Annotated in this window: 12 protein-coding genes; 11 read left to right on the forward strand and 1 reads right to left on the reverse strand. The window is 56.1% G+C overall.

From position 1 onward, the window contains the following. Positions 1-67: 67 nt before the first annotated feature. On the forward strand, positions 68-3,700 hold the full coding sequence (locus KIS77_08565; protein MCW5922382.1) for a proprotein convertase P-domain-containing protein: 3,633 nt from the start codon (positions 68-70) through the stop codon (positions 3,698-3,700). Between the two features lie 84 nt (positions 3,701-3,784). Here KIS77_08565 and KIS77_08570 read toward each other — a convergent pair whose 3' ends face one another. Further along, positions 3,785-4,087, reverse strand: a complete 303-nt coding sequence (locus tag KIS77_08570) for a hypothetical protein (protein MCW5922383.1) — start codon at positions 4,085-4,087, stop codon at positions 3,785-3,787. A gap of 208 nt (positions 4,088-4,295) precedes the next feature. On the opposite strand from KIS77_08570, the gene KIS77_08575 reads away from it, so the two are divergent. The 10 genes from KIS77_08575 to KIS77_08620 all read left to right on the forward strand — a co-directional run bounded on the left by KIS77_08575 (position 4,296) and on the right by KIS77_08620 (position 23,602). Then, positions 4,296-5,432: a transposase gene (locus KIS77_08575; GenBank protein ID MCW5922384.1), complete on the forward strand. Its 1,137-nt coding sequence runs from the start codon at positions 4,296-4,298 to the stop codon at positions 5,430-5,432. A 38-nt stretch (positions 5,433-5,470) separates the two neighbouring features. Then, entirely contained in the window at positions 5,471-5,929 is a 459-nt protein-coding gene (locus KIS77_08580; protein ID MCW5922385.1) for a GNAT family N-acetyltransferase, read from the forward strand. A gap of 78 nt (positions 5,930-6,007) precedes the next feature. Next, the gene (locus tag KIS77_08585) at positions 6,008-7,051 is read left to right on the forward strand and encodes an IS630 family transposase (protein MCW5922386.1); all 1,044 of its coding nucleotides are present in this window, start codon (positions 6,008-6,010) and stop codon (positions 7,049-7,051) included. 329 nt (positions 7,052-7,380) lie between these two features. Then, complete coding sequence (locus tag KIS77_08590) at positions 7,381-8,550, forward strand: thioredoxin family protein (GenBank protein MCW5922387.1); 1,170 nt, start codon at positions 7,381-7,383, stop codon at positions 8,548-8,550. A gap of 70 nt (positions 8,551-8,620) precedes the next feature. Beyond that, positions 8,621-9,181, forward strand: coding sequence for a Uma2 family endonuclease (locus tag KIS77_08595; GenBank protein MCW5922388.1), 561 nt, complete (start codon positions 8,621-8,623; stop codon positions 9,179-9,181). Positions 9,182-9,245: 64 nt separating this feature from the next. Beyond that, entirely contained in the window at positions 9,246-10,346 is a 1,101-nt protein-coding gene (gene mnmA / locus KIS77_08600) for a tRNA 2-thiouridine(34) synthase MnmA (protein ID MCW5922389.1), read from the forward strand. 40 nt (positions 10,347-10,386) lie between these two features. Then, the gene (locus KIS77_08605) at positions 10,387-11,409 is read left to right on the forward strand and encodes a tetratricopeptide repeat protein (GenBank protein ID MCW5922390.1); all 1,023 of its coding nucleotides are present in this window, start codon (positions 10,387-10,389) and stop codon (positions 11,407-11,409) included. A gap of 106 nt (positions 11,410-11,515) precedes the next feature. After that, positions 11,516-18,487 (forward strand): PKD domain-containing protein, encoded by a 6,972-nt coding sequence (locus KIS77_08610; protein MCW5922391.1) that lies wholly within the window; start codon positions 11,516-11,518, stop codon positions 18,485-18,487. A 4,243-nt stretch (positions 18,488-22,730) separates the two neighbouring features. Further along, positions 22,731-23,099: a gliding motility-associated C-terminal domain-containing protein gene (locus KIS77_08615; protein ID MCW5922392.1), complete on the forward strand. Its 369-nt coding sequence runs from the start codon at positions 22,731-22,733 to the stop codon at positions 23,097-23,099. A gap of 65 nt (positions 23,100-23,164) precedes the next feature. Continuing rightward, positions 23,165-23,602, forward strand: a complete 438-nt coding sequence (locus KIS77_08620; protein MCW5922393.1) for a lipocalin family protein — start codon at positions 23,165-23,167, stop codon at positions 23,600-23,602. Positions 23,603-23,711: the final 109 nt, after the last annotated feature.

Here is a 23,711-nt window from a genome sequence, read left to right on the forward strand (position 1 = left end):
CTTTTGTAATTTCCGGTCAGCGACCGAACACTTACCAGACAAAGACATTTTTTAAAACAAATTGACCATGCGCCAATTTTTCACCTCGTTACTCGTCTTTGGGCTTTCACTTCCTGTTTTTGCCCAAAACAATTTTTGGAAACCCGTGAAACCGGAGTCCATCGCCTTGCCCGCGAAGGCGGAGCGGAAAATCAAGCCCCTGAAAAGCGAAACTTTTCAGTTGGATTTCGCTGCCATGAAAGCCGCCTTGCTGGAAGCGCCGATGGAGTTCACTTCCGCAGCGCAGTCGCAGCCACTTAGCCTCACCTTGCCGATGGCCGACGGTGCTTTGCGCGTTTTTTATGTGTGGGAATCGCCCATCATGGCACCTGAGCTGGGGGCCAAATATCCTTCCATTCGCAACTACGCCGGCTCTGCTGCCGATGGCTCCGGCGCTTTTGTCCGGTTGGGCGTTGGCCCCGACGGGTTCCACGCTTTCCTGTTTGAGGCGGATGGTCAGATACAGTCGGTTCGTCCATATTCCACCGAGCAGGATAAATTCTACGCGGCCTACAGGCTAAGGGATTTGCCCAATGAAATGCCGGGAGGCGGCATCGCTTGTGGCGTGGAGCAGAACCTCGACTTGCTGAAAGAATTTGAAAAACCGGGAGGGGGGTTCGTGGCAGCTCGTGGCAACGAGAAAGTCAGAATCAGAAAATACCGCGCCGCCATTGCTGCCAAAGGCGAGTACACACAGGCTTTTGGTGGCACGAAGCCTCAAGCATTGGCAGCCATCAACGTCGCGCTCAACTTTATCGTCGGCATTCAGGAGCGCGACTTGGGCGTTCGCTTCGAGCTCATTCCCAACAACGATGAAATCGTTTTTCTCGACCCGGATACTGACCCCTACACAGGCAACACGGTGGGCGATTGGATGTCCCAAAATCCCGGCGCCATCAACCCCATCATCGGTATCAATAGCTACGACATGGGACACGTCTTCGGGCCTTATGTGGCTGGCAGCGCGGCAGGGGTGGTGAGTGGGCGCGTATGCTCAAACCCCGACAAAGCGCGAGGCGCTTCCTCTGCCACCAACCTGACCTCCGAATACTTTTATCTGGTGGCAGCCCACGAAATGTGCCACCAACTGTCGGGTAGCCATACTTGGAGCAACTGCCCTCCCAATGAAGGCCAGTTGTCGTCGGGTACTGCTTTTGAGCCGGGCAGCGGTAGCACCATCATGTCGTACGCAGGTGCGTGTGCCAACAACAACAACGTCCAGAACGACAGCGACCCTTACTACCATGTGGGCAACATCATCGAGGTGCAGCAATTCATGTGGGAGGGCACTGGCAACACTTGTGGCGAGACCATCGAAACGAACAACAACGCCCCCACGGCCAGCATCGCCCACCCCAACAACCTTTTCATCCCGATAGGCACGCCTTTCCAGTTGACAGGGGAAGCCAGCGACCTTGATGGGGACAATTTGACTTATTGCTGGGAACAATACGACACAGGCCCTGCCTCCCAATTGGGACAGCCTCAATTGACATCACCCTCGTTTCGTTCGTTCCCTCCCAACAACAGCCCCTCGCGCACTTTCCCGCGTATCAACTCAATTGTGTTCAACCAACAAACTCCGGTAGAGGTGTTGCCCACTTACAGCCGCGAGTTCAATTTCAAATTCACCGTCCGCGACAACCACCCCGGCGCAGGCGGCGTGGACATAGCCTCTATCAGATTCAACTCCACGACGCAGGCCGGCCCTTTTCGCGTCACCCACCCCAACACCAACTCCGTCGCGTGGAATGTGGGCGAATATCAAATCGTGACGTGGGATGTGGCCAACACCGACAAGGCCCCGGTCAATTGCAAGACCGTGAACATCCTGCTCAGCACGAACAACGGTTTGCTCAATCAAGTGACTTTGGCCTCCAACGTGCCAAACATCGGCAGCGCCTGCATATTGGTGCCCAACAACGTGACCAACCTTGCTCGGGTGCGGGTGCAAGCAGCTGACAATATCTTCTTCGACATCTCCGATGTCGGGTTTGTCATAAAACAACCCAGCGAGCCGGATTTTTCCATCTGCTCCGGCAATTTGGCGGGCTTAATCTGCGCCCCCACGACGCTCTCCACAGAAATCAACACGACTGCCTTGGCTGGATTCGACCAGCCTATCACGCTCTCCGTCAGCAACCTGCCAGCCGGCGCCGTGGCCACTTTCAGCCCCAACCCCGTGTTGCCGGGTGCGAACGCCACGCTGACCATCGAGTTTCCAGATGCGGTGGCGGAGGATACTTACGATTTGGTCATCGAAGGAACGGCCAACAACGTGACCAAATCATTTCCCTCAACCTACCGCGTGGTGCAAAACGACTTTTCTGCTTTGGCGCTCCAAGCACCCGCCAATGGCGCCCAAAGCGTGGATGTCGGCCCCACCCTCCGCTGGAAGCTCACTTCTTTTGCGGACAGCTATGAGGTACAGATAGGCACCAGCCCTTCGTTCGAGCCTGGCACCATTCTTTTTTCAGGCTCGAATGTGCAAGTTGACACATTCAAGGTGCAACCCGTCGGCGAAGGTCAGATATGTTACTGGCGCGTTCGACCCATCAACGACTGTGGCACAGGCCCTTGGACCGAACCGTTTGTTTTTGTGACCAGAGTGCAAAATTGCACCACGTTTGGCGCCAATGACTTGCCCAAGTCCATCTCTGCCAACGGCACGCCCACTGTGGAGTCGAAAATCACCGTGATGGGCACCGGGGTGGCGCTCAGCGACGTGAACGTGAAAAAAGTGCAGGGCAACCACCAGTTTATGCGCGACTTGGAAGTGCGGCTCATCAGCCCTGCCGGCACCAACGTACTGTTGTTCAAAGAGCGTTGCGCTTCTTACAATGGCCCCTTCAACATCGGTTTTGACGACAGCTCCAATGGGCCATTTGGCTGCCCCCCGCCCAACAACGGCAGCATGGCCAAGCCCTCCGAAGCCCTCAGCGCCATGAACGGAGAGAGCTCTGCGGGTGTCTGGACCTTGCAGGTGAAAGATAATTTCGTGAGCTCGGGTGGCACACTTTCTGGCTTTGAGGTCGAACTCTGTGCGGGAGTGTCGCTCAGTGCGCCATTTATTGTGAACAACAACTTGCTGCAAGTGCAACCGGGTGCCAACGCACTCATCGGCGATGACCTGCTCAAAGCTGACGACCCGAACAATACTGCCAACGAATTGACCTTCACACTCATCACAGCGCCCAAACATGGTGAACTACGCATGAGCGGCAGCCTATTGCTGCCCGGCAGCCGATTCACTCAAGCCGATATCAACGCAGGCAAGTTGCGCTACTACGACTACGGCACCTTCACAGGCGGCGACCAATTCCGCTTCGACGTGACGGATGGTGAGGGCGGCTTGGTGGCTGGCACGTTCAGCATACAGCCCTTCCCGGTCAGCACGAAAGAGGCGCTCGACAACATCTCCTTCCATCTGACCCCCAACCCTGCCTCAGACCTCGTGCGCCTCTCCGTGGAGCAATCGCTCAGCTCGGACACTCGCGTGGCTTTGTTCAACACGACTGGCCAATTGCTGAAGACTTGGGCACTACCTACTGGCACCTCCACGCTACTGCTACAAGTAGGCGGGCTGCCAGAAGGCCTCTATCTCGTTGCGGTGGAAAATGAGAAAGGGCGGGGCGTGAAAAAGTTGGTGGTGCGACAGTAGTGTGCTGTGGCTTAAATTCCGCTACAAAAGCACGAAAGCACAAAGTTTATTTCTTAGGGCCTTTGTGGCAAAAAACACAAAGCCTCAAATCCTCACCCTATCGGCAGTTGCCGAAGAGAAGCCGGTCTCCGAAAAAAAGAGGCCGGCTTTTTCTTTGTCCTCGCCGGGTTGCGATGTGAGGTGGGGCGACTCGTCTTCCTCAAACATCTGCGGGGTCTCCACCGCTTCCATCACCCACACCCACTGGTCTTCGCAAGGCATCACCTCTATCTCGAATGTGCGGTCGAGGATATCCACCGACACGGATGCCATTTTGTCGAGCCTCGGGCCTGCCGCCTCGCACAGCGTCTCGGGCGCGCGTGCGTGCTTGGGTACCAACTCAAGCATCCTGATGACAATGGTTCGTGAAGAATTTCGGGATAACTGAGGCGAGTAGATATAGTTGAAAAACAAAAAAGCGCGTACGTTTGGGTTGCTCACACCTAAACACGTACACGCTATGACAGGAACCCGAGAGTCCCCGGGTGCAATGCTAGGCGAATTGGCTGGAATTGCGGCCGTCCGTCGTCGGATTTTGCAAACACTTTTTCCTTTGTTGCTGACCATGCCTTGGCGAATCAACTTCAAACAAATGGCCCGCTGGTCTGGGCGCAACGAGGGGACGATTCACAATTGGTTCGGGAGGGATTTGGAACTGGTTGGTTTTCAACGTTCATTGATTGATAAGTTTGGCAGTGGCAGTTATTGCGTGTTTTTTGATCCGAGTTACATTTCCAAGAGCGGCAAGCATAGCCCGAGTCTAGGCCATTTTTGGTCGGGCCAAGCCGGTGCCGTCAAGCGCGATTTGGAAATCGGGGCTTTTGCAGTGGGGGATTTGAACCACCATGCGGCTTTCCATTTGTCGGCCGCGCTCAGCCCTTCGTCAGCCGAGTTGAAAGAACAAGGCCGAACCTTGATGGAGCACTACGTCTCGCTGGTCGCCGGGCGCAAGGCCGATATTTTGCATTTTGGCGGTTTTCTGGCGGCGGACGGCTACTTTGGGGTTTCCACTTTTGTCAACCCAGTGACGGGCTTGGGCATCGAGGTGATCGGTTGCCTCAAATCGAACACCGCACTGCACTACCCGCCACCGCCGGTGGCAACAGGCAAAAAAGGGAAGGGGCGACCGCGCGTCAAAGGCGACAAAATCCGTTGGGCCGCTCTTGACGAACAACTTTTGCCGCTGATTTGCCAAGACTCAGACAAGAAAGTCCGGGCGGGCAAGGGCTGGGTCAAGTGCCTCAAACGAATCGTCATGCTTGTCTCGGTGGAGTACCTCCGGGCAGATGGCTCCGTTCAAAGTCACAAACTCTATTTTTGCACCGACACCGAAAAAGACTGGGGCTGGATATTGGAGCGGTACGCCCTGCGCTTCCAAATCGAGTTCGTCTTCCGCGATGACAAGCAATTTGCCGGGCTCGCCCATGGCCAAAGCACCGACAAAACCAAACTGGAAAACCACTTCAACCTCGCGCTCGGGGCGGTATCGGTGGCCAAGGCGGCCCACTGGCTGCCCGTCAACAAAGAAGAGCGAGGCCCTTTCTCGATGGTAGAACTGAAAACATACTACCATAACCTGGCGCTGCTTGAACGATTTTCGACCGCCTTGAACCTCAACCCAACCGAAACAAAAAACAACCCTAAAACCAAAGAACTCTTATTCTCAACAAGTTATGTCCAATTGGCCGCTTGATTTTTTCACGAAACATTGACTTATAAATTAGTGGAATTATGACAAATCAAAGTTTCAAAATAGCAAAATATACAGATACAGACAGAGAACAAATCCTCAACATTTGGGAAAAATCTGTATTAGCAACTCACGACTTTCTAAATCCGACTGACTTTGAAGAAATCAAACAACTCGTACAGACATTGAATTTTAATGATTTTGAAGTTTATTGTCTAAAGCAAAATGATGAAGTAGCAGGATTTATTGGTCTCGCTGAACAAAAAATAGAAATGCTTTTCTTTTCACCTGAATATATTGGAAAAGGTCTTGGAAGAAAGCTGACTGACTTTGCTCTTTCAGAATTAAAAGCCGACAAAGTTGATGTAAACGAACAAAACACAAATGCGGTTAAGTTTTACGAAAAACTCGGATTCAAAACATACGAACGAACAGAAAAAGATGACCAAGGAAAGGACTATCCTCTGCTGAGAATGAAACTTGAAACAATCAAAAGCTAACGAGAAATAAAGCCCGAACCGCTATAGTCAAACCGGAATGGAATTGAACAGGGCATCGAGAAAACATAACTTTGTGGCATGATAGGCAAACTGCTGACGACATCGGAAAAGGAATTTGTCGAGGAGTTGCGCGGCAACACCCGTGACAAGTTTTCGTACATGAAGTTGTCGGTTTTGATATTGTTGGACATGGGCAAGGATTACGACGAGATGGTGGCGATTCTGGGCATAGGTCGTGGCACCATCAGCAATTGCCTTCAAAAATACCGTGCCGACGGCTTGGACAAGTATCTGGACAAGCACTACGTGCCTTACAGCGGGAAGATGAGCGACGAGCAGTTGGGCCGGGTTGATTCTGAGGTTTCGGCTGGGGTTTTCACCAGTTCGCAGCAGGTGCGGGATTTCATCGAAAAAGCGTTCGGCTTGGGGTACTCGCTGAGCGCGGTTCGGGGGATTTTGGAAAAACTCGGCTTCGTGTACAGAAAGACGAGCGAGGTTCCGTGCAGGTTCAGCGAGGCGGAGCAGGAGGCGTTTTTGGAGCAGTTTGTCCCCTTTTTGGAGGAAACGCCCGAGGACGAGGCTGTTTTTTCCCTCGACGGGGTGCATCCCACCCACAACACGCGGAGCAGTTACGCATGGGTCAAAAAGGGGCAGGAAAAAGTCATCCCGACGAACACGGGCCGCGAGCGCCTCAACCTGAGCGACGCGATGAACGCCCACCGGCCAGAGGAGGTCATCGTGCACCACAGCGAGTGGGTCAACGCCCAGGCCACCGTCGCTCTCTTGGAGAAAATCGAGACCCGACACGCGGACAAAGAGCGCATCTGCGCCTTCGCCGACAACGCCGGTTACTACAAAAACGCCACCGTCAGCGACTGGCTCGACAAGCACCCCCGGGTCGTCCTCCTGTTCTTGCCCTCCTATTCCCCGAACCTGAACCTCATCGAGCGCCTGTGGAAATTCATGCGAAAAAAGGTCATCAACACCACGTTTTACCCCACTTTCAAAGAGTTCAAAAAGGCTATTTTGGAGTTCTTCGAAAAACTCCACCTCTACAAAGATGAGCTTGACTCTCTTGTCTCTTTTAAGTTTCAGCGACTCGGCAAGCCTGTCGTCGCATGAACCGCTTTGTTCACAACCACTCTGGGGCGACTATACCCCTCCCCTTTCCAGCGGCTCCACGAATTACTGATTTTCTTGTCAATGAACTGTTCTTTTCACTCCACCTTTGACGTACGAGACTTGTAGCGACGAGGAAGTTGAAAAAATCGCATATTTGTAACAAGCACGAATTCGATTAAAGAACCTAAAAATGGTCGGGAGTGGCGAGCCATGTCCTGCACCAAGTTTTCCGAGCATTTGCAAAACATTGACCACCTAATCGCACCCAAAGAGGTGGGATTAAGCCGTAATTTTGCCTGATTTTTTCAAACTAAACACATTGACAGTCCATGAAACACATACTCGCAGCACTCACTTTTCTTGCCCTCTCCATCTCGCTCACCGCACAAGGCATCGAGTTTTTTCAAGGCTCCTGGGCCGAAGCATTGGAAAAAGCCCAAACGGAGGAAAAACTCATCTTTGTGGATGCGTACGCCTCATGGTGCGGGCCTTGCAAGATGATGGCCGCCAAAGTGTTTCCGCAGGAGCAGGTGGGCAGCTATTTCAACGCCAACTTCGTGAACATGAAGATTGACATGGAAAAGCCCGAAAACGCGGAATTTGCAGGCAAATACCCCGTAAGCGCCTACCCGACCCTGTTCTTCATTGAAGCTTCCGGCAAGGTGGTGCAAAAAGCCGTCGGCGCGAAAAACGTCGAGCAGCTGTTGGAATTTGCCCAGAAAATAGTGGGGCGAGCCGACAAATCGGGCGACTACGAAAAGTTGTACGAAGAAGGCAACCGCGACCCAAAGTTCCTGCTCGACTACATACGCGCCCTCAATGCCGCCGGCAAGCCCTCGCTCAAAATCACGAACGAATATCTGAGCACACAGAAAGACCTGAGCACCGACCTCAATCTCCAATTCCTTTACGAAGGCGCTGTGGAGGCCGATAGCCGTGTGTTCGACTTGTTGGTGAAAAACCAGTCGAAAGCCGTCGCCTTGCTCGGCGAGGAAAAAGTGAGCGCCCGCATGGAGAAAGCGTGTCAAAAGACCGTGAAAAAAGCCATCGAATTCAAGAGCGAGACGCTCTTGGCCGAGGCCAAAGCCAAAATGAAATCCGCCCTGCCCGCCAAATCCGAGACCTTTGGCCTTGAGGCCGATATGCGATACTACGCTGCCACCAAGGACGTGAAAAACTACCTCAAAGCCGCTCAGAGCTTTCAGAAAACCGAAGTAAAAAACAACGCCGCCCGCCTGCACGACTTGGTCATCAGCCTGCTCCGCGCCTTCCCCGACGACCCCAAGGCGCTCGATCAAGCCGAAAAATGGGCCAAAGGCGCTGCCGACAATGGTGGCCTGCCCGAATACTACCTCACCCTCGCCGAAATCTACAAGCGTCAAGGCGACAAAGCCAAGGCCAAAACCACCGCCGAAAAAGCCCGCAAAGCCATCGGCGAAAAAGACGAGAATAACATGGGTGGGAAGATTGACTACTTCCTGCGAACGCTGGAAGGATGAGCCGTTGCGTTCATTGACATTCCACCGGATAACCCTACTTTTGAGTTCAATTTTTGTTATGCCAACCGATATGCTTGCCATTGCCGAAAAGAAAGTAACCGTGCAGGAATTCCTCGAACGCGACGACTTCGAGGAAGGATTCCTGCATGAACTCATTGACGGTGAAATCGTGAAAAAACAAGCCCCCTCTCCCGAGCATCAAAATGCCTCCGGCAACCTTTTCGCCCGCATACATCAGTTCAACCGTGAAAAACAGTTGGGTGGGAAGTACCTTACAGCCCCCCTCGATGTCTATTTCACCGAAATAGACTACTACCAGCCGGATATCATTTTCATCTCGAAAGCAAAACTTGCCATTATCACCCCCGATGGCATCGAAGGCACCCCGGATTTGGTCGTCGAAATCCTTTCTCCCGGTACTTATCGCCACGACCGCGACCGCAAAATGAAAGTGTATCGCCGCACAGGCGTGCAAGAATACTGGATAGTTGACCCCAAAAGTCGCTCAGTGGAAGTGTACGCACTGCGAGAGGGCGACTACAAGATGACCGATTTTGCCACTGAAAAAGGCACGGTTCAATCCACGCTTCTCGAAGGATTGCAGGTGGATTTGGACGATATTTTTGGCTAAAAACGAACCTATCCTCCAACTTTTCTGTTTTGCCAAACCCTCAAACCACCCAACCTTTTAATAAATGTCCAAACTCGGCAAAGCACTCGTCGCCATGTCAGGCGGCATTGACAGCACCATGACCGCCGTCCTTCTGCACGAAGAAGGCTGGGAAGTCGTGGGCATCACCATGAAAACGTGGGACTACGCCACTGCCGGCGGTGCCAAAAAAGAAACCGGCTGCTGCTCGCTCGACAGCATCAACGATGCCCGCGCCGTCGCCGTCAAACTCGGCTTTCACCACTTCATCGTGGACATCCGCGAAGAGTTCGGCGACTATGTGATAGACAACTTTGTGGACGAATACATGGCGGGCCGCACCCCCAACCCATGCGTCCTCTGCAACACACATATCAAGTGGAACAGCCTGCTTCGCCGCGCCGATATGCTTGATTGCGAATTTATCGCAACGGGTCACTACGGCATCATCAACGAACTTGATGGGCGCAAATACATCACCCGCGCCCGCGACAGACAAAAAGACCAAAGCTACGTCCTTTGGGGCTTGAGCCAAGAATGCCTGCACCGCACCCGGATGCCGCTCGGCACCTTCACCAAGCCCGAAGTGCGCGCCATGGCCGCCGAACGCGGTTGGGACGAGCTCAGCAAAAAAGCCGAGAGCTACGAAATCTGCTTTGTGCCCGACAATGATTACCGAGGCTTCCTTCGCCGCCGCGTGGAAGGGCTGGACGAACAAGTGGCGGGCGGCCATTTCGTGGATGTTTCAGGCAAAATTTTGGGACAACACGAAGGATACCCCTTCTACACCGTCGGACAGCGCAAAGGCTTGGGCATCGCGCTGGGAGAACCCATGTTCGTCACGGAAATCCGCCCCGACACCAACACCGTCGTGCTGGGCCGAGAGGACGACCTCATTCGCAACGGCATGCTCGTCGGCAAAGTCAACCTGATGAAATATGAGGCATTGCCCGCCGACGGCCTCGAAACAGTGACCAAAGTGCGCTACCGCGATGCTGGCACTTTAAGCACCATTCGCCAAATCGGCAAAGAAGTGGAAGTGTCTTTTCATGCCAATGTGAAAGGCGTCGCGCCCGGCCAAAGTGCCGTGTTCTACGAAGGCGACGACGTGGTGGGTGGAGGGATTATACAGGGGAGTTTCAACTAAATACCCTACTTTTGCCTACCATTTCAAATAAACACCGCGCATGACACACCGCACACTCCCCTTGTTTGGGCTGCTTTTTTGCCTGCTTTTTTCCTGCAAAAACGACGCTAAACCCGCCGCTGCGCCCGACGCTCAAAACATTGACCCAGAACTGGCGGCGCTAAATGCGCTCATTGAAAAAAATCCAAACAACGACACGCTGTATTACCAACGCGCCTTGGTCTATTCCAAACTCGACGGCTTCGACGAAGCACTCAGAGACCTCAACCGCGCCCTCCAGATAGACTCCATGCGGCCAGCCTACTACCACCTGCTCGCCGACGTGCTGCTCGATTACGCCCGCCCCAACGATTCGCGCCGTGCCATTGACGTGATGACGCTGGCCGCAGAACGATTCCCCGACCGCATCCCCACGTTGCTCAAACTGAGCGAATTGCAACTCATAGTGAAACAGCACGGCGACGCACTGACGACCCTCGACAAAATCCTGCGGCGCGACCCACAAAACGCCGAAGCGTTCTATATGGCTGGTCGGGTGGCGCTCGACAAGGGCGACACCACCGCCGCCATCGCCTCCTTGCAAAAATCGGTAAAAATTGACGCGACCAACGAAGATGCTTGGCTGTTCCTCGGGCGCATTTACACCAACCGCAACAACCCCGCCGCGCTGCAATACTTTGACAATGTGTTGCGCCTCGATTCCACCAATCTGGAAGCGCGCGAGCATAAGGGCGTGTTTTTCAAACGCCAGGGCGAGTTCGACAAAGCTTTTGAACTATACCGCGACATCATAGAGCGCAACCCCGACTACTCAAATGCCTATTTCGACATGGGAATGATTTACCTTGAACTGGATTCTTTTTCAAAAGCCCACGACCACTTCGACCTCGCCGTAAAAACTGACCCTCTTTTTGTGAAAGCATACTACTACCGTGGGCTGAGCGCCGAATTGCAGGGAAACCCAGAAGCGGCATTGGCAGACTACAAGCGGGCAAACAAGATGTTCCCTTCGTTTGAGGAAGCCCGTGAAGCACGAGAGCGATTGGAGAAGAAAAAGCAGTGAGTGGGGGTGGGCAGCTTTGAGTTTTTTGGCAAAATGCAGCGTTTGTCGCAGGGGCAGCATCTCTTGGCAAACTCAATGTTCCATCCAAACAATATGTCTGCACCTGATGATGAAAATAATACCTCCCTCCGCCCTCATCCCCATCGCTACGTTCGCCCTTCTCCTTTATGCAACAAGCGCGAAAGCCCAAATTCAGATAAGCGCCACTACATCGCCCGCCACTTGCATCGGCTGCAATGGTGGTGTTTTCACCACGACAAGTGGAGGCACCGCTCCCTATACCTACCAATGGTCGTCAAACGTCTCCAATGCGCCGACTATCTACGATTTGTGTCCCGGCAACTATTGCGTCACCGTCACAGATGCTAATGGAACCACGGCGACTACTTGCGCTACGGTCACGAGTTATTATGGTTCCAACATGAATCTCGTCGTGTGTGCCAACAATCCAAGTTGCTATGGCCAATCAAGTGGCTCGGCTACCTTGACAGTAGCAGGCGGAATCCCTCCTTACACTTACCATTGGACAGGCCCCGGAGGCTTTACATCCACAGTCCAAAATCTAAACAATGTACCTGCGGGCACTTACACTGTGATTGTCACCGAAAGCTCGACTGGTTGCCTCGAGACCGCTACGGTCACACTGACGAATCCGTCTCAAATAGTCGTGCTTTCCAACATCACCAATGCCAATGCTGCGGGCAGCGACGGCGCTATCGCACTCACCGTGGCCGGAGGCAATCCCCCTTACGCCCACCTTTGGTCGAGCGGCTCAATTACCCCTTCTATTGGCGGGCTTTTTCCCGGTACATACAGTGTCACCATTACCGATTCAAAAGGCTGCACCGTCACCCACACCGCTGTGGTGGAGCAAAGCATCGGGGGTGGCATTTCGCCTATCACGGTGAGTGGTTATGTGACCAACGCAGGATGCAACCAGAACTGCAACGGAACTATCACGGTGGACGCAAGCGGTGGTTCGGGCAGTTCGAACTTTCTGTACACTTGGAGTACCGGAAGTGCGACTAAAAACTTGACCAACCTATGTCCCGGCAATTATTGCGTGACAGTGTTCGACATTTCAAACGGAATGACGACCACCGAATGCTTCATCGTCGGCCAAGGCCAGTCCCAGTTTCTCGAAATTCAATCCACCAATGCGGCGTTTTGCAACTACGCTCCCAACGGCAGTCTGCCCGTTTGCGAAAAAGTTTGCCCCAACACCACCGCCACCTATTTTGTGAAGCCACCCACCGACTGCGGCATACCTTTGTCTTTGCTAAGTGCGGTGTGGACAGTTAGCGGTGCTGAGAGCTACACCGTCAGCCCCGACAAGACCGAAGTCACCGTGGTGTGGGGGGCCTCAGGGGCAGGCTTGGTGAAGATGGAAGCCTTCAACGCACAACAAGGGCTTTGCTTTCAAAGCTCGCGTTGCATCACCATCGTGGAAGAGCCAGAGGCAAAATTCAGCAGCGACCCACCCGCAGCAGCCAACGCACCGTTGGAAATTTGCAAAGGCCAGACTGTAAAATTTAAAAATCAAAGCCTGCACTACGACGCGCTGGAATGGCATTTCAGCGACAACCTTTCCACCCGCACAGAGGAGAACCCGCAGCATACCTTCCTTAATGCGGGCACCTACACTGTCACACTCATTGCTCGCAGCAACTGCCTTTGCGCCGACACCACCACGCTCCTCGTGGAAGTGCTCGACACCGAGCCACCCCTGCTCGATTGTGTCGGCTCGGTTTGCCCCGGCGAATCCATCACCTACAACACATCCAACCAATGCGCCTCTTACACATGGAGCGTGTCGCCCAACGGCACCGTGCAAAGCGGCGGCGGTGCTAGCGACAACAGCATCACGGTGCAGTGGGACGCTGGCGCACAGGGCAGCATTTCATTGAGCGCCACCAGTTGTGCGGGAGCCAGTTGCCCACAGGCCAGTGTGTTTGTCATCCCCATCATTTCCGACGATGCCGAGATAAAAGGCCCCGAAGTGGTCTGCTCCGGCAACGAGGAGGAATACAGCATTGAACCCTTCGACGGCACGGATTTCAAATGGACGCTCGCAAGCGGCGGCAGCATCATCAGAGGGCAAGGCACAAACAAAGTCACCGTAGTGTGGGCGGGGACTCCCAACCCCGACGGGCCTCATCATCTCAGCGTCAAATACGATAACTGTTACCTCGGCTGCGGGGGCGCTGACACCATTCCCGTACGCATCCTCTCGCCATTCGTCATCACTGGCCCCGTGGAAATGTGCGACGGCGCTACCAAGAATTTTTCCACCCTGCTCACGGCCTATTCTGGCAGTGTGCTTTGCAATTGGAGCATCGTGGCACCCGATGGCACCAACGTGTGGGCCTCGACTGGTGCAACTAACAATATCAACTTCACACCCGCGCATGGCATCGGCACCTACCGAATTTTCGCTGTCCCGACCTTCAACAACACCTGCTCAACCAGCGCCGAATGGCGCGTGAAAGTCGTGGCCAACCCGCCCAAACCCGCAAGCATCGTTGGGCCAACCTCGATTTGCCCCGGCACCCCTTACACCTATACCTTGTTGGGAAATTCGCCTTATTCGCTCGAATGGAATATCAAAAACGGTACGCCAGCCCCCACCAAACAATTGGGCAACAACGCGAATGTCACTTGGGGCAACATCAACCCCCGTTGGCTCTCCCTCGCCCAAGTCTCCACCGATGGGCTGGGCTGCATATCCGACACGCTCATGCTGAACGTGCAAGCCCTGCCCGCCCCCACCGTCACGGGTACTCCCGAAGTGTGCATAGGCACCGTTGGCTCCTATTCCACTTTTTTTCATCAAAATTTGGACTACCAATGGGAAATCGTGCCAGCCAACGCAGGAACCATTAAGAGTGGTCAGGGAAAAAACACCGTAGAGATTTTTTGGCAAATGCAAGGCGTGCACACCGTGCGCTTAACGCGCTGTGGGGCCTCGGCCAATTTCATGGTCCTCGTCCATCCAGACCCCGTGCCTGCGCCGACCTACCCGCCGGGGCTGTGTCCCAATGAATTTGGCACGGCAGCAGCGGGCGCGAGCTATTCAAGCTATGTCTGGAAAAACGAAGCGGACAACGTCATCGGCAACACACCCACCGTGCAAGTATCGCCCGGCACCTATACACTGGCCGTGACGGATGCCTACGGCTGCAAAGGCACCAGCGAATTCACCGTGAACCAATACCCCAAACCCAATGTGACCGTGACGACCGCCGACCCAACGGGTTTTTGCGACAATAGCCTGTACGTCTCCATCACGGCACTCACCACCAACAACGGCACTTTTAGCTACGAGTGGTTCCGCGACGGAAACCCGGTTGGGGGGAACACACCCGTCCATGTCACCAACCAATACGGCTACTATTCCGCCACCGTGACCAATGAATACGGTTGCAAGGCAAGCGATGGTACCGTGTGGGTATTTGAGTACTGTGGCGGCGTTTGTCACAACCCATCGCACGGACCCAAATGCGCCCCCGAAGACGTGAATTTCAAAATAGCCCCCTCGGCGCGTTGCGATTCGTTCCAATTTAGCCTCGTCAACGCAACAGGATTGTACCTGAACGGCTCGGCCAAGTGGCATTTCGGCGAATCGGGCAGCAACCAGTTAGGCATTGCCTATGGCGAAAACCCGAGCTTTATTTTTCCCAACGGCGGCAAATATATCGTGGTGCTGTATGCTCAATTGACCAATGGCGCCACCTGCATTGTGCTCGATTCCGTGAACGTGGAAGCTGTCGCGCAATTTTCACAGACAATGGCTTGCCCCGGCGATTCCACCTATTTCAAAGACGAGAGCACTCGTTTGCCAGAAGCAAGTTTGCAAAGTTGGCACTGGGAATTTGGCGAAAGCGGCGCAGCGACCGGCAACGTCCCAACACCCACCCACGCATATTCCCAAGCAGGCAACTATACCGCCACACTCACCATCACCACCACTTCCGGGTGTACCTCGACCTATTCTGAAAATGTGTTTGTGCCAAACCTGCCCGCGCCCACGTTCGCGCCGCCAGTCACTAATTGTGCAAGCAACGCAGCCGAATTCAAGGCCGCGCCCGACAACAGCATCGTGTCGGTGGAATGGGATTTTGGCGACCCGCCCTCTGGCAACCTCAACACCTCGAAAGCAGCCCTCGCTTATCACAGCTACAACCCCGCTGGCATTTACAGCGTAGGCCTGACTGCCACCAACAACTATGGTTGCAAAGCCAGTTTCTCGCAGCCAATCACCATCATCCCCAACCCATTCAGCGGCAACATCACCCCGGGCGGTGTCAGCACGATTTGTGAAGGAAAAAACATTGGGCTGAATGCACCCGCCGCATCTGGCGCAAGCTATTCGTGGTCCAATGGCGCCAACACACCCAGCATCACCGTCGGCGCTGAAGGCATTTATAGCGTGACCCTCACCAATGCGAACGGCTGCTCCTATTCGCCTCCGAAAAAAACGGTGGAAGTGAATCCCGCACCAGTCGGAGTCATCAAGGCATTGCAACTCAATGAGTTTGGGCAAGTAGTGGATGTGACATATTCCACACTGGAAGTGTGTGCAGGCCAACCAGTCAATCTGGAAATACAGAGCAATGGCAACTTCAACTACTTGTGGAACGGCGGGAATGGCAACAGCGCCATCATCACTTTTTCCGAAGACAGAGGCAATGCGCTCATCGTCGGCAATTACACCTACACCGTCACCGTCACCAACCCCAGCACAGGCTGCACCACCATCACGACACCTTTCGATGTCAAGGTCAACCCCCTGCCATCGGGGTTCAGCCTCACCACCGACGATGTGTGCGCCGGCACACCCAGTACCCTCACTTACCTCGGCACACAGTTGCCGCAATGGGAAATTTTCTGGAACACAGGCGTGACAGGGCAAAGCACCCTGACCACCGACCAAGCGGGATTGTACTTCGTGCGCGTGATGAACGAACACGGTTGTGTGGCGCAAAGCAACACCGTGGTCATTTTCCCCGGCCCCAACATCGCCGCCCTGCCTGCCGGATGCCATGCGCGTTGCAACCCTGATACGTTGTGCATCCCCTCATTGCCCGACATTGTGAGTTGGCAATGGTATCTCGATGGTGCGCCTATACCCGGCGCTACGAGCAGCGATTTAGTGGCCACGCAGAGTGGCACTTATTGGGCTGACCTTGTGGACGTGAACGGATGCAAGGCTCAAAGCGAACCGCTTACTTTGGCCTTGTATCAAGGCAGCGGCGATATTTTGGGAAAAGTCTGGTCGGATGTGAACGACAACGGTATTATTGACGCAGGCGATACCCTCGTGTCGGGCATCCCGATATTGTTGCTCCAAAACAACGCGCCGGTTGCCAATTCGCAGTCAGGGGCTACTGGCAATTTTGATTTTCTACACATCCTCTCCACAGAGTATGTGGTACAGATTGACAGCTTGCTGCTCGACCCAATTTGGAATATCATCATTGGAGAAAACATCGTGGAGTTGGTGGGTTGTGCGCAAAAAGGCTTCGCGGACTTGCTCCTGAGCGCATTGAAGTGCACGCCTTCAACCTCCGCACTCACCGTCGAGACCTGCCCCGGCACGACTTACCAATTCGCGGGCGTTGACTTGGCCGTCGGGCAGACGCAAGTGTTCACCCTGCTCAACGCGGCAGGTTGCGACTCCCTCGTCACCGTCACTGTCGGGGCATTGCCCACGTCGGCTTCCGCCCTCACCGTCGAGACCTGCCCCGGCGCCACTTACAACTTCGCGGGCGTAGACTTGGCCGTCGGACAGACGCAAGTGTTCACCCTGCTCAACGCGGCGGGCTGCGACTCCCTCGTCACCGTCACCGTCGAAGCGTTGCCCACCTCGGCTTCCGCACTCACCGTCGAGACCTGCCCCGGAACGACTTACCAATTCGCGGGCGTGGACTTGGCCGTCGGGCAGACGCAAGTGTTCACCCTGCTCAACGCGGCGGGCTGCGACTCGCTCGTCACCGTCACCGTCGAAGCGTTGCCGACCTCGGCTTCCGCACTCACCGTCGAGACTTGCCCCGGAACCACCTACAATTTCGCGGGCGTGGACTTGGCCGTCGGGCAGACGCAAGTGTTCACCCTGCTCAACGCGGCAGGCTGCGACTCGCTCGTCACCGTCACCGTCGGGGCGTTGCCCACCTCGGCTTCCAATTTGGAAGTAAAAACTTGCCCCGGAACAACTTACAATTTCGCGGGCGTTGACTTGGCCGTCGGGCAGACGCAAGTGTTCACCCTGCTCAACGCGGCGGGCTGCGACTCCCTCGTCACGATTGCGGTGACGGCCTGGCCTGTGCTGGACTTTGACGTCGAGGCCCTGCCTTCCTGCCCGACCTCGCCCACCGGCTCGCTTGCGGTCTCTGTTGGCGGCGGCGCTCCCGCGACGTTTTCCCTGGACGGCGCCACTTTTCAGGCAGGCACACGGTTCGACGCGCTCGCGGCGGGCGCATACACCGTCTTCGCGCGCGACGCGAACGGCTGTGTTTTTGAACAAGAAACCACGCTCGAGGCCACGCCGCGCCTCGAACTGTCGCTGCCCGCCAACATCGCCATCCCCTGCGACAGCACCGCCGTCACCGTCGCCCCGGCGGTGTCGGGCGACACCACGGGGCTGCGCTTCGCTTGGTCGAGCGGGGCCGCCACCCCCGCCGCCCTCGTCGCGGAGGCCGGCCCCCTCTGGGTGGAGGCGTCGAATCATTGCCAGACCGTTCGCCGCGAGGCGACGGCGGTTTGGGCATCGCTGCCCGACGGGCAGGACGTTTTCTACGCGCCCAACGTGTTCGCGCCGGAATCAGCCTCCGACGACAACCGCACGTTCCGCGTCTTCTTCGCCCGCAACGTCGAGGTGCTGGAATACAGCCTCTCGATTTTCGACCGTTGGGGCAATCTCTTGTTCGTCGCCGACGCCCCGGAGCAGGGGTGGACGGGCGCTTTCCGCCAAAAAACAATGGGGACGGGGGTCTATGCGTGGCATCTGCGGGCGCGGCTCAGCGTCTGCGGGCGCTCCTTTACCATTCAGAGAACGGGGGATGTGGCGGTGGTGCGGTAGGGTAAAACAACGAGCGGCATCCTCCCGATTTGCGCCTCTTTGAGTGGATGGCTGCCGACAGGGCAACAAGCACGGATTTGAATGATTGGGTCGCGGTTCCGCGAAACCTTCCAAGTTTTGAAAACATTGGAAGGTTTGCGACGCGCGCGCTCCACAAAATTGGTTTTCAAAGAACTAATCTCCAAACCCGCGCTAAATTTAACAAGCCATCCTTCAAGCGTTCCTTATTTTCGTGCCGCTAACAAAAGTGCATTTTATTTTTTTTGGTGCTTCCCATGCGCATCATTTCCGCCCTTTTTTACTGCTGTATGGGCTTTTTCCCCGCCGCCGCATACGGCCAAAACGCGCCGCAGTGCCTCAGCGGCAAGGAAGGCAACATCTGGTACTTCGGCGACAGCCTCGGTCTGGACTTCAGCACCCTGCCGCCGACGCTGCTCACCGACAGCGGCATGAGCTCCTACGAGGCCGGGGCCATCGCCAGCGATGCCGATGGCAACCTGCTTTTTTATTCCAACGGCGAGTATGTGTGGAACCGAAACAAGCAAATCATGCCCAACGGCAAGTTGAAGGGCAGTCGTTCGGCTACGCACATACTGACCCTACACCATCCCGGCGACCAAGGCTTGTACTACTTGTTTTACATGGAAACCCTTGACAATCTGGCAGGTCAGTCGGGCGACACGTTGCGCAAGATGTACTACGCTGTGATAGATGTGAGCGCGGAGGGCGGTTTGGGAGATGTGGCGTCGAAAGACAACATCCTTTTCATCAAGACCACCGAAAAAGTGGCCGCCACGCGGCACTGCAACGGACGGGGCTGGTGGGTGCTGACCCTTGAATCCGGCAGCAACCGATTTATGACCTGGTTGGTGGATGAAAATGGGTTGCATCTAACGCCTGTTGTCAGCAAAGTTGGCAAGGTCAGTTCTCCTTTTCAGGGGGCAAAGGCGGGGACACTAAGATTTAGTCCTAACGGCTCTGTGCTACTAAAAATTGGTTCTCCCACAAGGAACTTAACCAACGCCACATGGGATGCCTATTTCGAGGTAATGAAATTTGACAATGCCACGGGCATCGTATCCGAGCCGCTTCTGATATGGGAAAATACGCGCTCATTTTATGGCGGGGAGTTTTCCCCCGACAGCCGAAAGCTCTACCTCAACGCCTGGACGCCTTTCGACAGCCTCTATCAATACGACCTGTGCGTCTATGACTCCGCCGCCATCGTGCAATCGAAAACAAACCTCGGCCAGGCGGCGGGCAACACCGGGCAGATGCTCCTTGCCCCTGACGGCAAAATCTACATCACCCGCACCTTCCGGAAATACCTGAGCATCATACACCACCCGAACGAGCCCGGCGCGGCCTGTCAGTACGAACCCGAGGCCGTGCCACTGCCCCGCGACGCGCTGCTGGGGCTGCCCACTTTCGCGGCCTCGTACTTTGCCCCCGGCAAGCCCTACATCGTCGGCGAGCAGGCGTGCGCCCCCGTGTGCGCCGACAGCCTCCGGCGCTACTTCGTGACGGGGCAGTGCGACGCGGGCGCCTCATACCAATGGACGGTCACGGGCGGCGAGGTCGTGTCGCAGGCGCACGACACGGTCTGGGTGCGATGGAAGCAGGCGGGCACGCAGCAGGTGGCGGTGCGCAAGGTGTGGGACTGCGGCGAGCGCAGCGACACGCTGCGGGTGGCGGTGGGGGATTGTCTGCCCTGCATCCCCTCTGCCGAGACCCTCACCGTCGAGACCTGCCCCGGCGCCACTTACAACTTCGCGGGCGTTGACTTGGCCGTCGGGCAGACGCAAGTGTTCACCCTGCTCAACGCGGCGGGCTGCGACTCGCTCGTCACCGTCACCGTCGAAGCGTTGCCGACCTCGGCTTCCGCACTCACCGTCGAGACCTGCCCCGGAACGACTTACAACTATGCGGGCGTTGACTTGGCCATTGGGCAGACGCAAGTGTTCACCCTGACAAATTACTTGGGCTGCGACTCGCTCGTCACTGTCACCGTCGGGGCGTTGCCCACCTCGGCTTCCAGTTTGGAAGCAAAAACCTGCCCCGGAACAACTTACCACTTCGCGGGCGTAGACCTGGCCGTCGGGCAGACGCAAGTGTTCACCCTGCTCAACGCTGCAGGCTGCGACTCCCTTGTCACCGTCACCGTCGAAGCGTTGCCGACCTCGGCTTCCGCTCTCACCGTCGAGACCTGCCCCGGCGCCACTTACAACTTCGCGGGCGTTGACCTGGCCGTCGGGCAGACGCAAGTGTTCACCCTGACAAATTACTTGGGCTGTGACTCCCTTGTCACCGTCACCGTCGGGGCGTTGCCCACCTCGGCTTCCAATTTGGAAGTAAAAACTTGCCCCGGCACGACTTACCACTTCGCGGGCGTGGACTTGGCCGTCGGGCAGACGCAAGTGTTCACCCTGACAAATTACTTGGGCTGCGACTCGCTCGTCACCGTCACTGTCGGGGCGTTGCCCACCTCGGCTTCCGCACTCACCGTCGAGACCTGCCCCGGAACAACTTACCACTTCGCGGGCGTAGACTTGGCCGTAGGGCAGACGCAAGTGTTCGCCCTGCTCAACGCGGCGGGCTGCGACTCGCTCGTCACCGTCACCGTCGGGGCGTTGCCCACGTCGGCTTCCAGTTTGGAAGCAAAAACCTGTCCCGGAACAATTTACAACTTCGCGGGCGTGGACTTGGCCGTCGGGCAGACGCAAGTGTTCACCCTGACAAATTACTTGGGCTGCGACTCCCTCGTCACCGTCACCGTAGAAGCGTTGCCCACGTCGGCTTCCAGTTTGGAAGTAAAAACTTGTCCCGGAACAACTTACAATTTCGCGGGCGTAGACTTGGCCGTAGGGCAGACGCAAGTGTTCACCCTGACAAATTACTTGGGCTGTGACTCCCTTGTCACCGTCACCGTCGAAGCGTTGCCGACCTCGGCTTCCGCACTCACCGTCGAGACCTGCCCCGGAACAACTTACCACTTCGCGGGCGTAGACTTGGCCGTAGGGCAGACGCAAGTGTTCACCCTGACAAATTACTTGGGCTGTGACTCCCTCGTCACCGTCACCGTAGAAGCGTTGCCCACGTCGGCTTCCAGTTTGGAAGTAAAAACTTGTCCCGGAACAACTTACAATTTCGCGGGCGTAGACTTGGCCGTAGGGCAGACGCAAGTGTTCACCCTGACAAATTACTTGGGCTGTGACTCCCTTGTCACCGTCACCGTCGAAGCGTTGCCGACCTCGGCTTCCGCACTCACCGTCGAGACCTGCCCCGGAACAACTTACCAATTCGCGGGCGTTGACTTGGCCGTCGGGCAGACGCAAGTGTTCACCCTGACAAATTACTTGGGCTGCGACTCCCTTGTCACCGTCACCGTCGAAGCGTTGCCGACCTCGGCTTCCGCACTCACCGTCGAGACCTGCCCCGGCACGACTTACCACTTCGCGGGCGTTGACTTGGCCGTCGGGCAGACGCAAGTGTTCACCCTGCTCAACGCGGCGGGCTGCGACTCGCTCGTCACCGTCACCGTCGAAGCGTTGCCGACCTCGGCTTCCGCACTCACCGTCGAGACTTGCCCCGGAACCACCTACAATTTCGCGGGCGTGGACTTGGCCGTCGGGCAGACGCAAGTGTTCACCCTGCTCAACGCGGCAGGCTGCGACTCGCTCGTCACCGTCACCGTCGGGGCGTTGCCCACCTCGGCTTTCAGTTTGGAAGCAAAAACCTGCCCCGGAACAACTTACAATTTCGCGGGCGTTGACTTGGCCGTCGGGCAGACGCAAGTGTTCACCCTGCTCAACGCGGCGGGCTGCGACTCCCTCGTCACGATTGCGGTGACGGCCTGGCCTGTGCTGGACTTTGACGTCGAGGCCCTGCCTTCCTGCCCGACCTCGCCCACCGGCTCGCTTGCGGTCTCTGTTGGCGGCGGCGCTCCCGCGACGTTTTCCCTGGACGGCGCCACTTTTCAGGCAGGCACACGGTTCGACGCGCTCGCGGCGGGCGCATACACCGTCTTCGCGCGCGACGCGAACGGCTGTGTTTTTGAACAAGAAACCACGCTCGAGGCCACGCCGCGCCTCGAACTGTCGCTGCCCGCCAACATCGCCATCCTGCGACAGCACCGCCGTCACCGTCGCCCCGGCGGTGTCGGGCGACACCACGGGGCTGCGCTTCGCTTGGTCGAGCGGGGCGCCACCCCGCCGCCCTCGTCGCGGAGGCCGGCCCCCTCTGGGTGGAGGCGTCGAATCATTGCCAGACCGTTCGCCGCGAGGCGACGGCGGTTTGGGCATCGCTGCCCGACGGGCAGGACGTTTTCTACGCGCCCAACGTGTTCGCGCCGGAATCAGCCTCCGACGACAACCGCACGTTCCGCGTCTTCTTCGCCCGCAACGTCGAGGTGCTGGAATACAGCCTCTCGATTTTCGACCGTTGGGGCAATCTCTTGTTCGTCGCCGACGCCCCGGAGCAGGGGTGGACGGGCGCTTTCCGCCAAAAAACAATGGGGACGGGGGTCTATGCGTGGCATCTGCGGGCGCGGCTCAGCGTCTGCGGGCGCGCCTTCACCATTCAGAGAACGGGGGATGTGGCGGTGGTGCGGTAGGGTATCTGGGCAATTCCCCCTACTTTTGCAGGCTCAACACATTCTCTAACCTAACACTGATTACTATGAAAATTACTTTGAAATCGCTCTTGATGGTTGCTGTTGGCGCGTTCTTGCTGACCGCTTGCAACAAGGACAGCAAGTCTCCAGAAGAACTGTTGACGGGACCATCTTGCTGGTCTTACATCAAAAACGAAACCTTCAACGTGGCCACCAACCAATGGCAAGATGACCCACTGGAAGACTGCGAAAAGGACGATTGTATCAATTTCCGCGACGATGATACGGTGGTTTTTGACGAGGGCGCCACAAAATGCGACCCTGCTGACCCACAGAGCACCACTTTTTCTTGGAGCCTGAGCGCCGATGGCAAAACGCTCACCTTGTCCGACCCATCGAGTGGCACTTTTACTGGCACGGTCGTCGAATTGAGCGAAAGCCGTTTTGTTTTTGAACTCAACATATTGGGCTTCAGAAGCCGCCAGACGTTTCAGGCTAAATAAATAAGCGTTGCGCTCATAAGTAGTGTGGCGGATTTGTAAATCCGTTATACTACTTAACGTGAGCTCGAAGATATTTGACCTAACAGATGGCGCTTGACTAATTGATTCC

The organism is Saprospiraceae bacterium (assembly GCA_026129545.1).
In the GTDB taxonomy this organism is placed as follows: Bacteria; Bacteroidota; Bacteroidia; order Chitinophagales; family Saprospiraceae; genus M3007.

Bases quoted from the DNA above. Each gene is read 5' to 3' on its own strand.
- KIS77_08565 (MCW5922382.1), top strand. From the start codon at position 68: ATGCGCCAATTTTTCACCTCGTTACTCGTCTTTGGGCTTTCACTTCCT.
- KIS77_08585 (MCW5922386.1), top strand. From the start codon at position 6,008: ATGATAGGCAAACTGCTGACGACATCGGAAAAGGAATTTGTCGAGGAG.
- mnmA (MCW5922389.1), top strand. From the start codon at position 9,246: ATGTCCAAACTCGGCAAAGCACTCGTCGCCATGTCAGGCGGCATTGAC.
- KIS77_08595 (MCW5922388.1), top strand. From the start codon at position 8,621: ATGCTTGCCATTGCCGAAAAGAAAGTAACCGTGCAGGAATTCCTCGAA.
- KIS77_08620 (MCW5922393.1), top strand. From the start codon at position 23,165: ATGAAAATTACTTTGAAATCGCTCTTGATGGTTGCTGTTGGCGCGTTC.
- KIS77_08570 (MCW5922383.1), bottom strand. From the start codon at position 4,087: ATGCTTGAGTTGGTACCCAAGCACGCACGCGCGCCCGAGACGCTGTGC.
- KIS77_08610 (MCW5922391.1), top strand. From the start codon at position 11,516: ATGATGAAAATAATACCTCCCTCCGCCCTCATCCCCATCGCTACGTTC.
- KIS77_08590 (MCW5922387.1), top strand. From the start codon at position 7,381: ATGAAACACATACTCGCAGCACTCACTTTTCTTGCCCTCTCCATCTCG.
- KIS77_08605 (MCW5922390.1), top strand. From the start codon at position 10,387: ATGACACACCGCACACTCCCCTTGTTTGGGCTGCTTTTTTGCCTGCTT.
- KIS77_08580 (MCW5922385.1), top strand. From the start codon at position 5,471: ATGACAAATCAAAGTTTCAAAATAGCAAAATATACAGATACAGACAGA.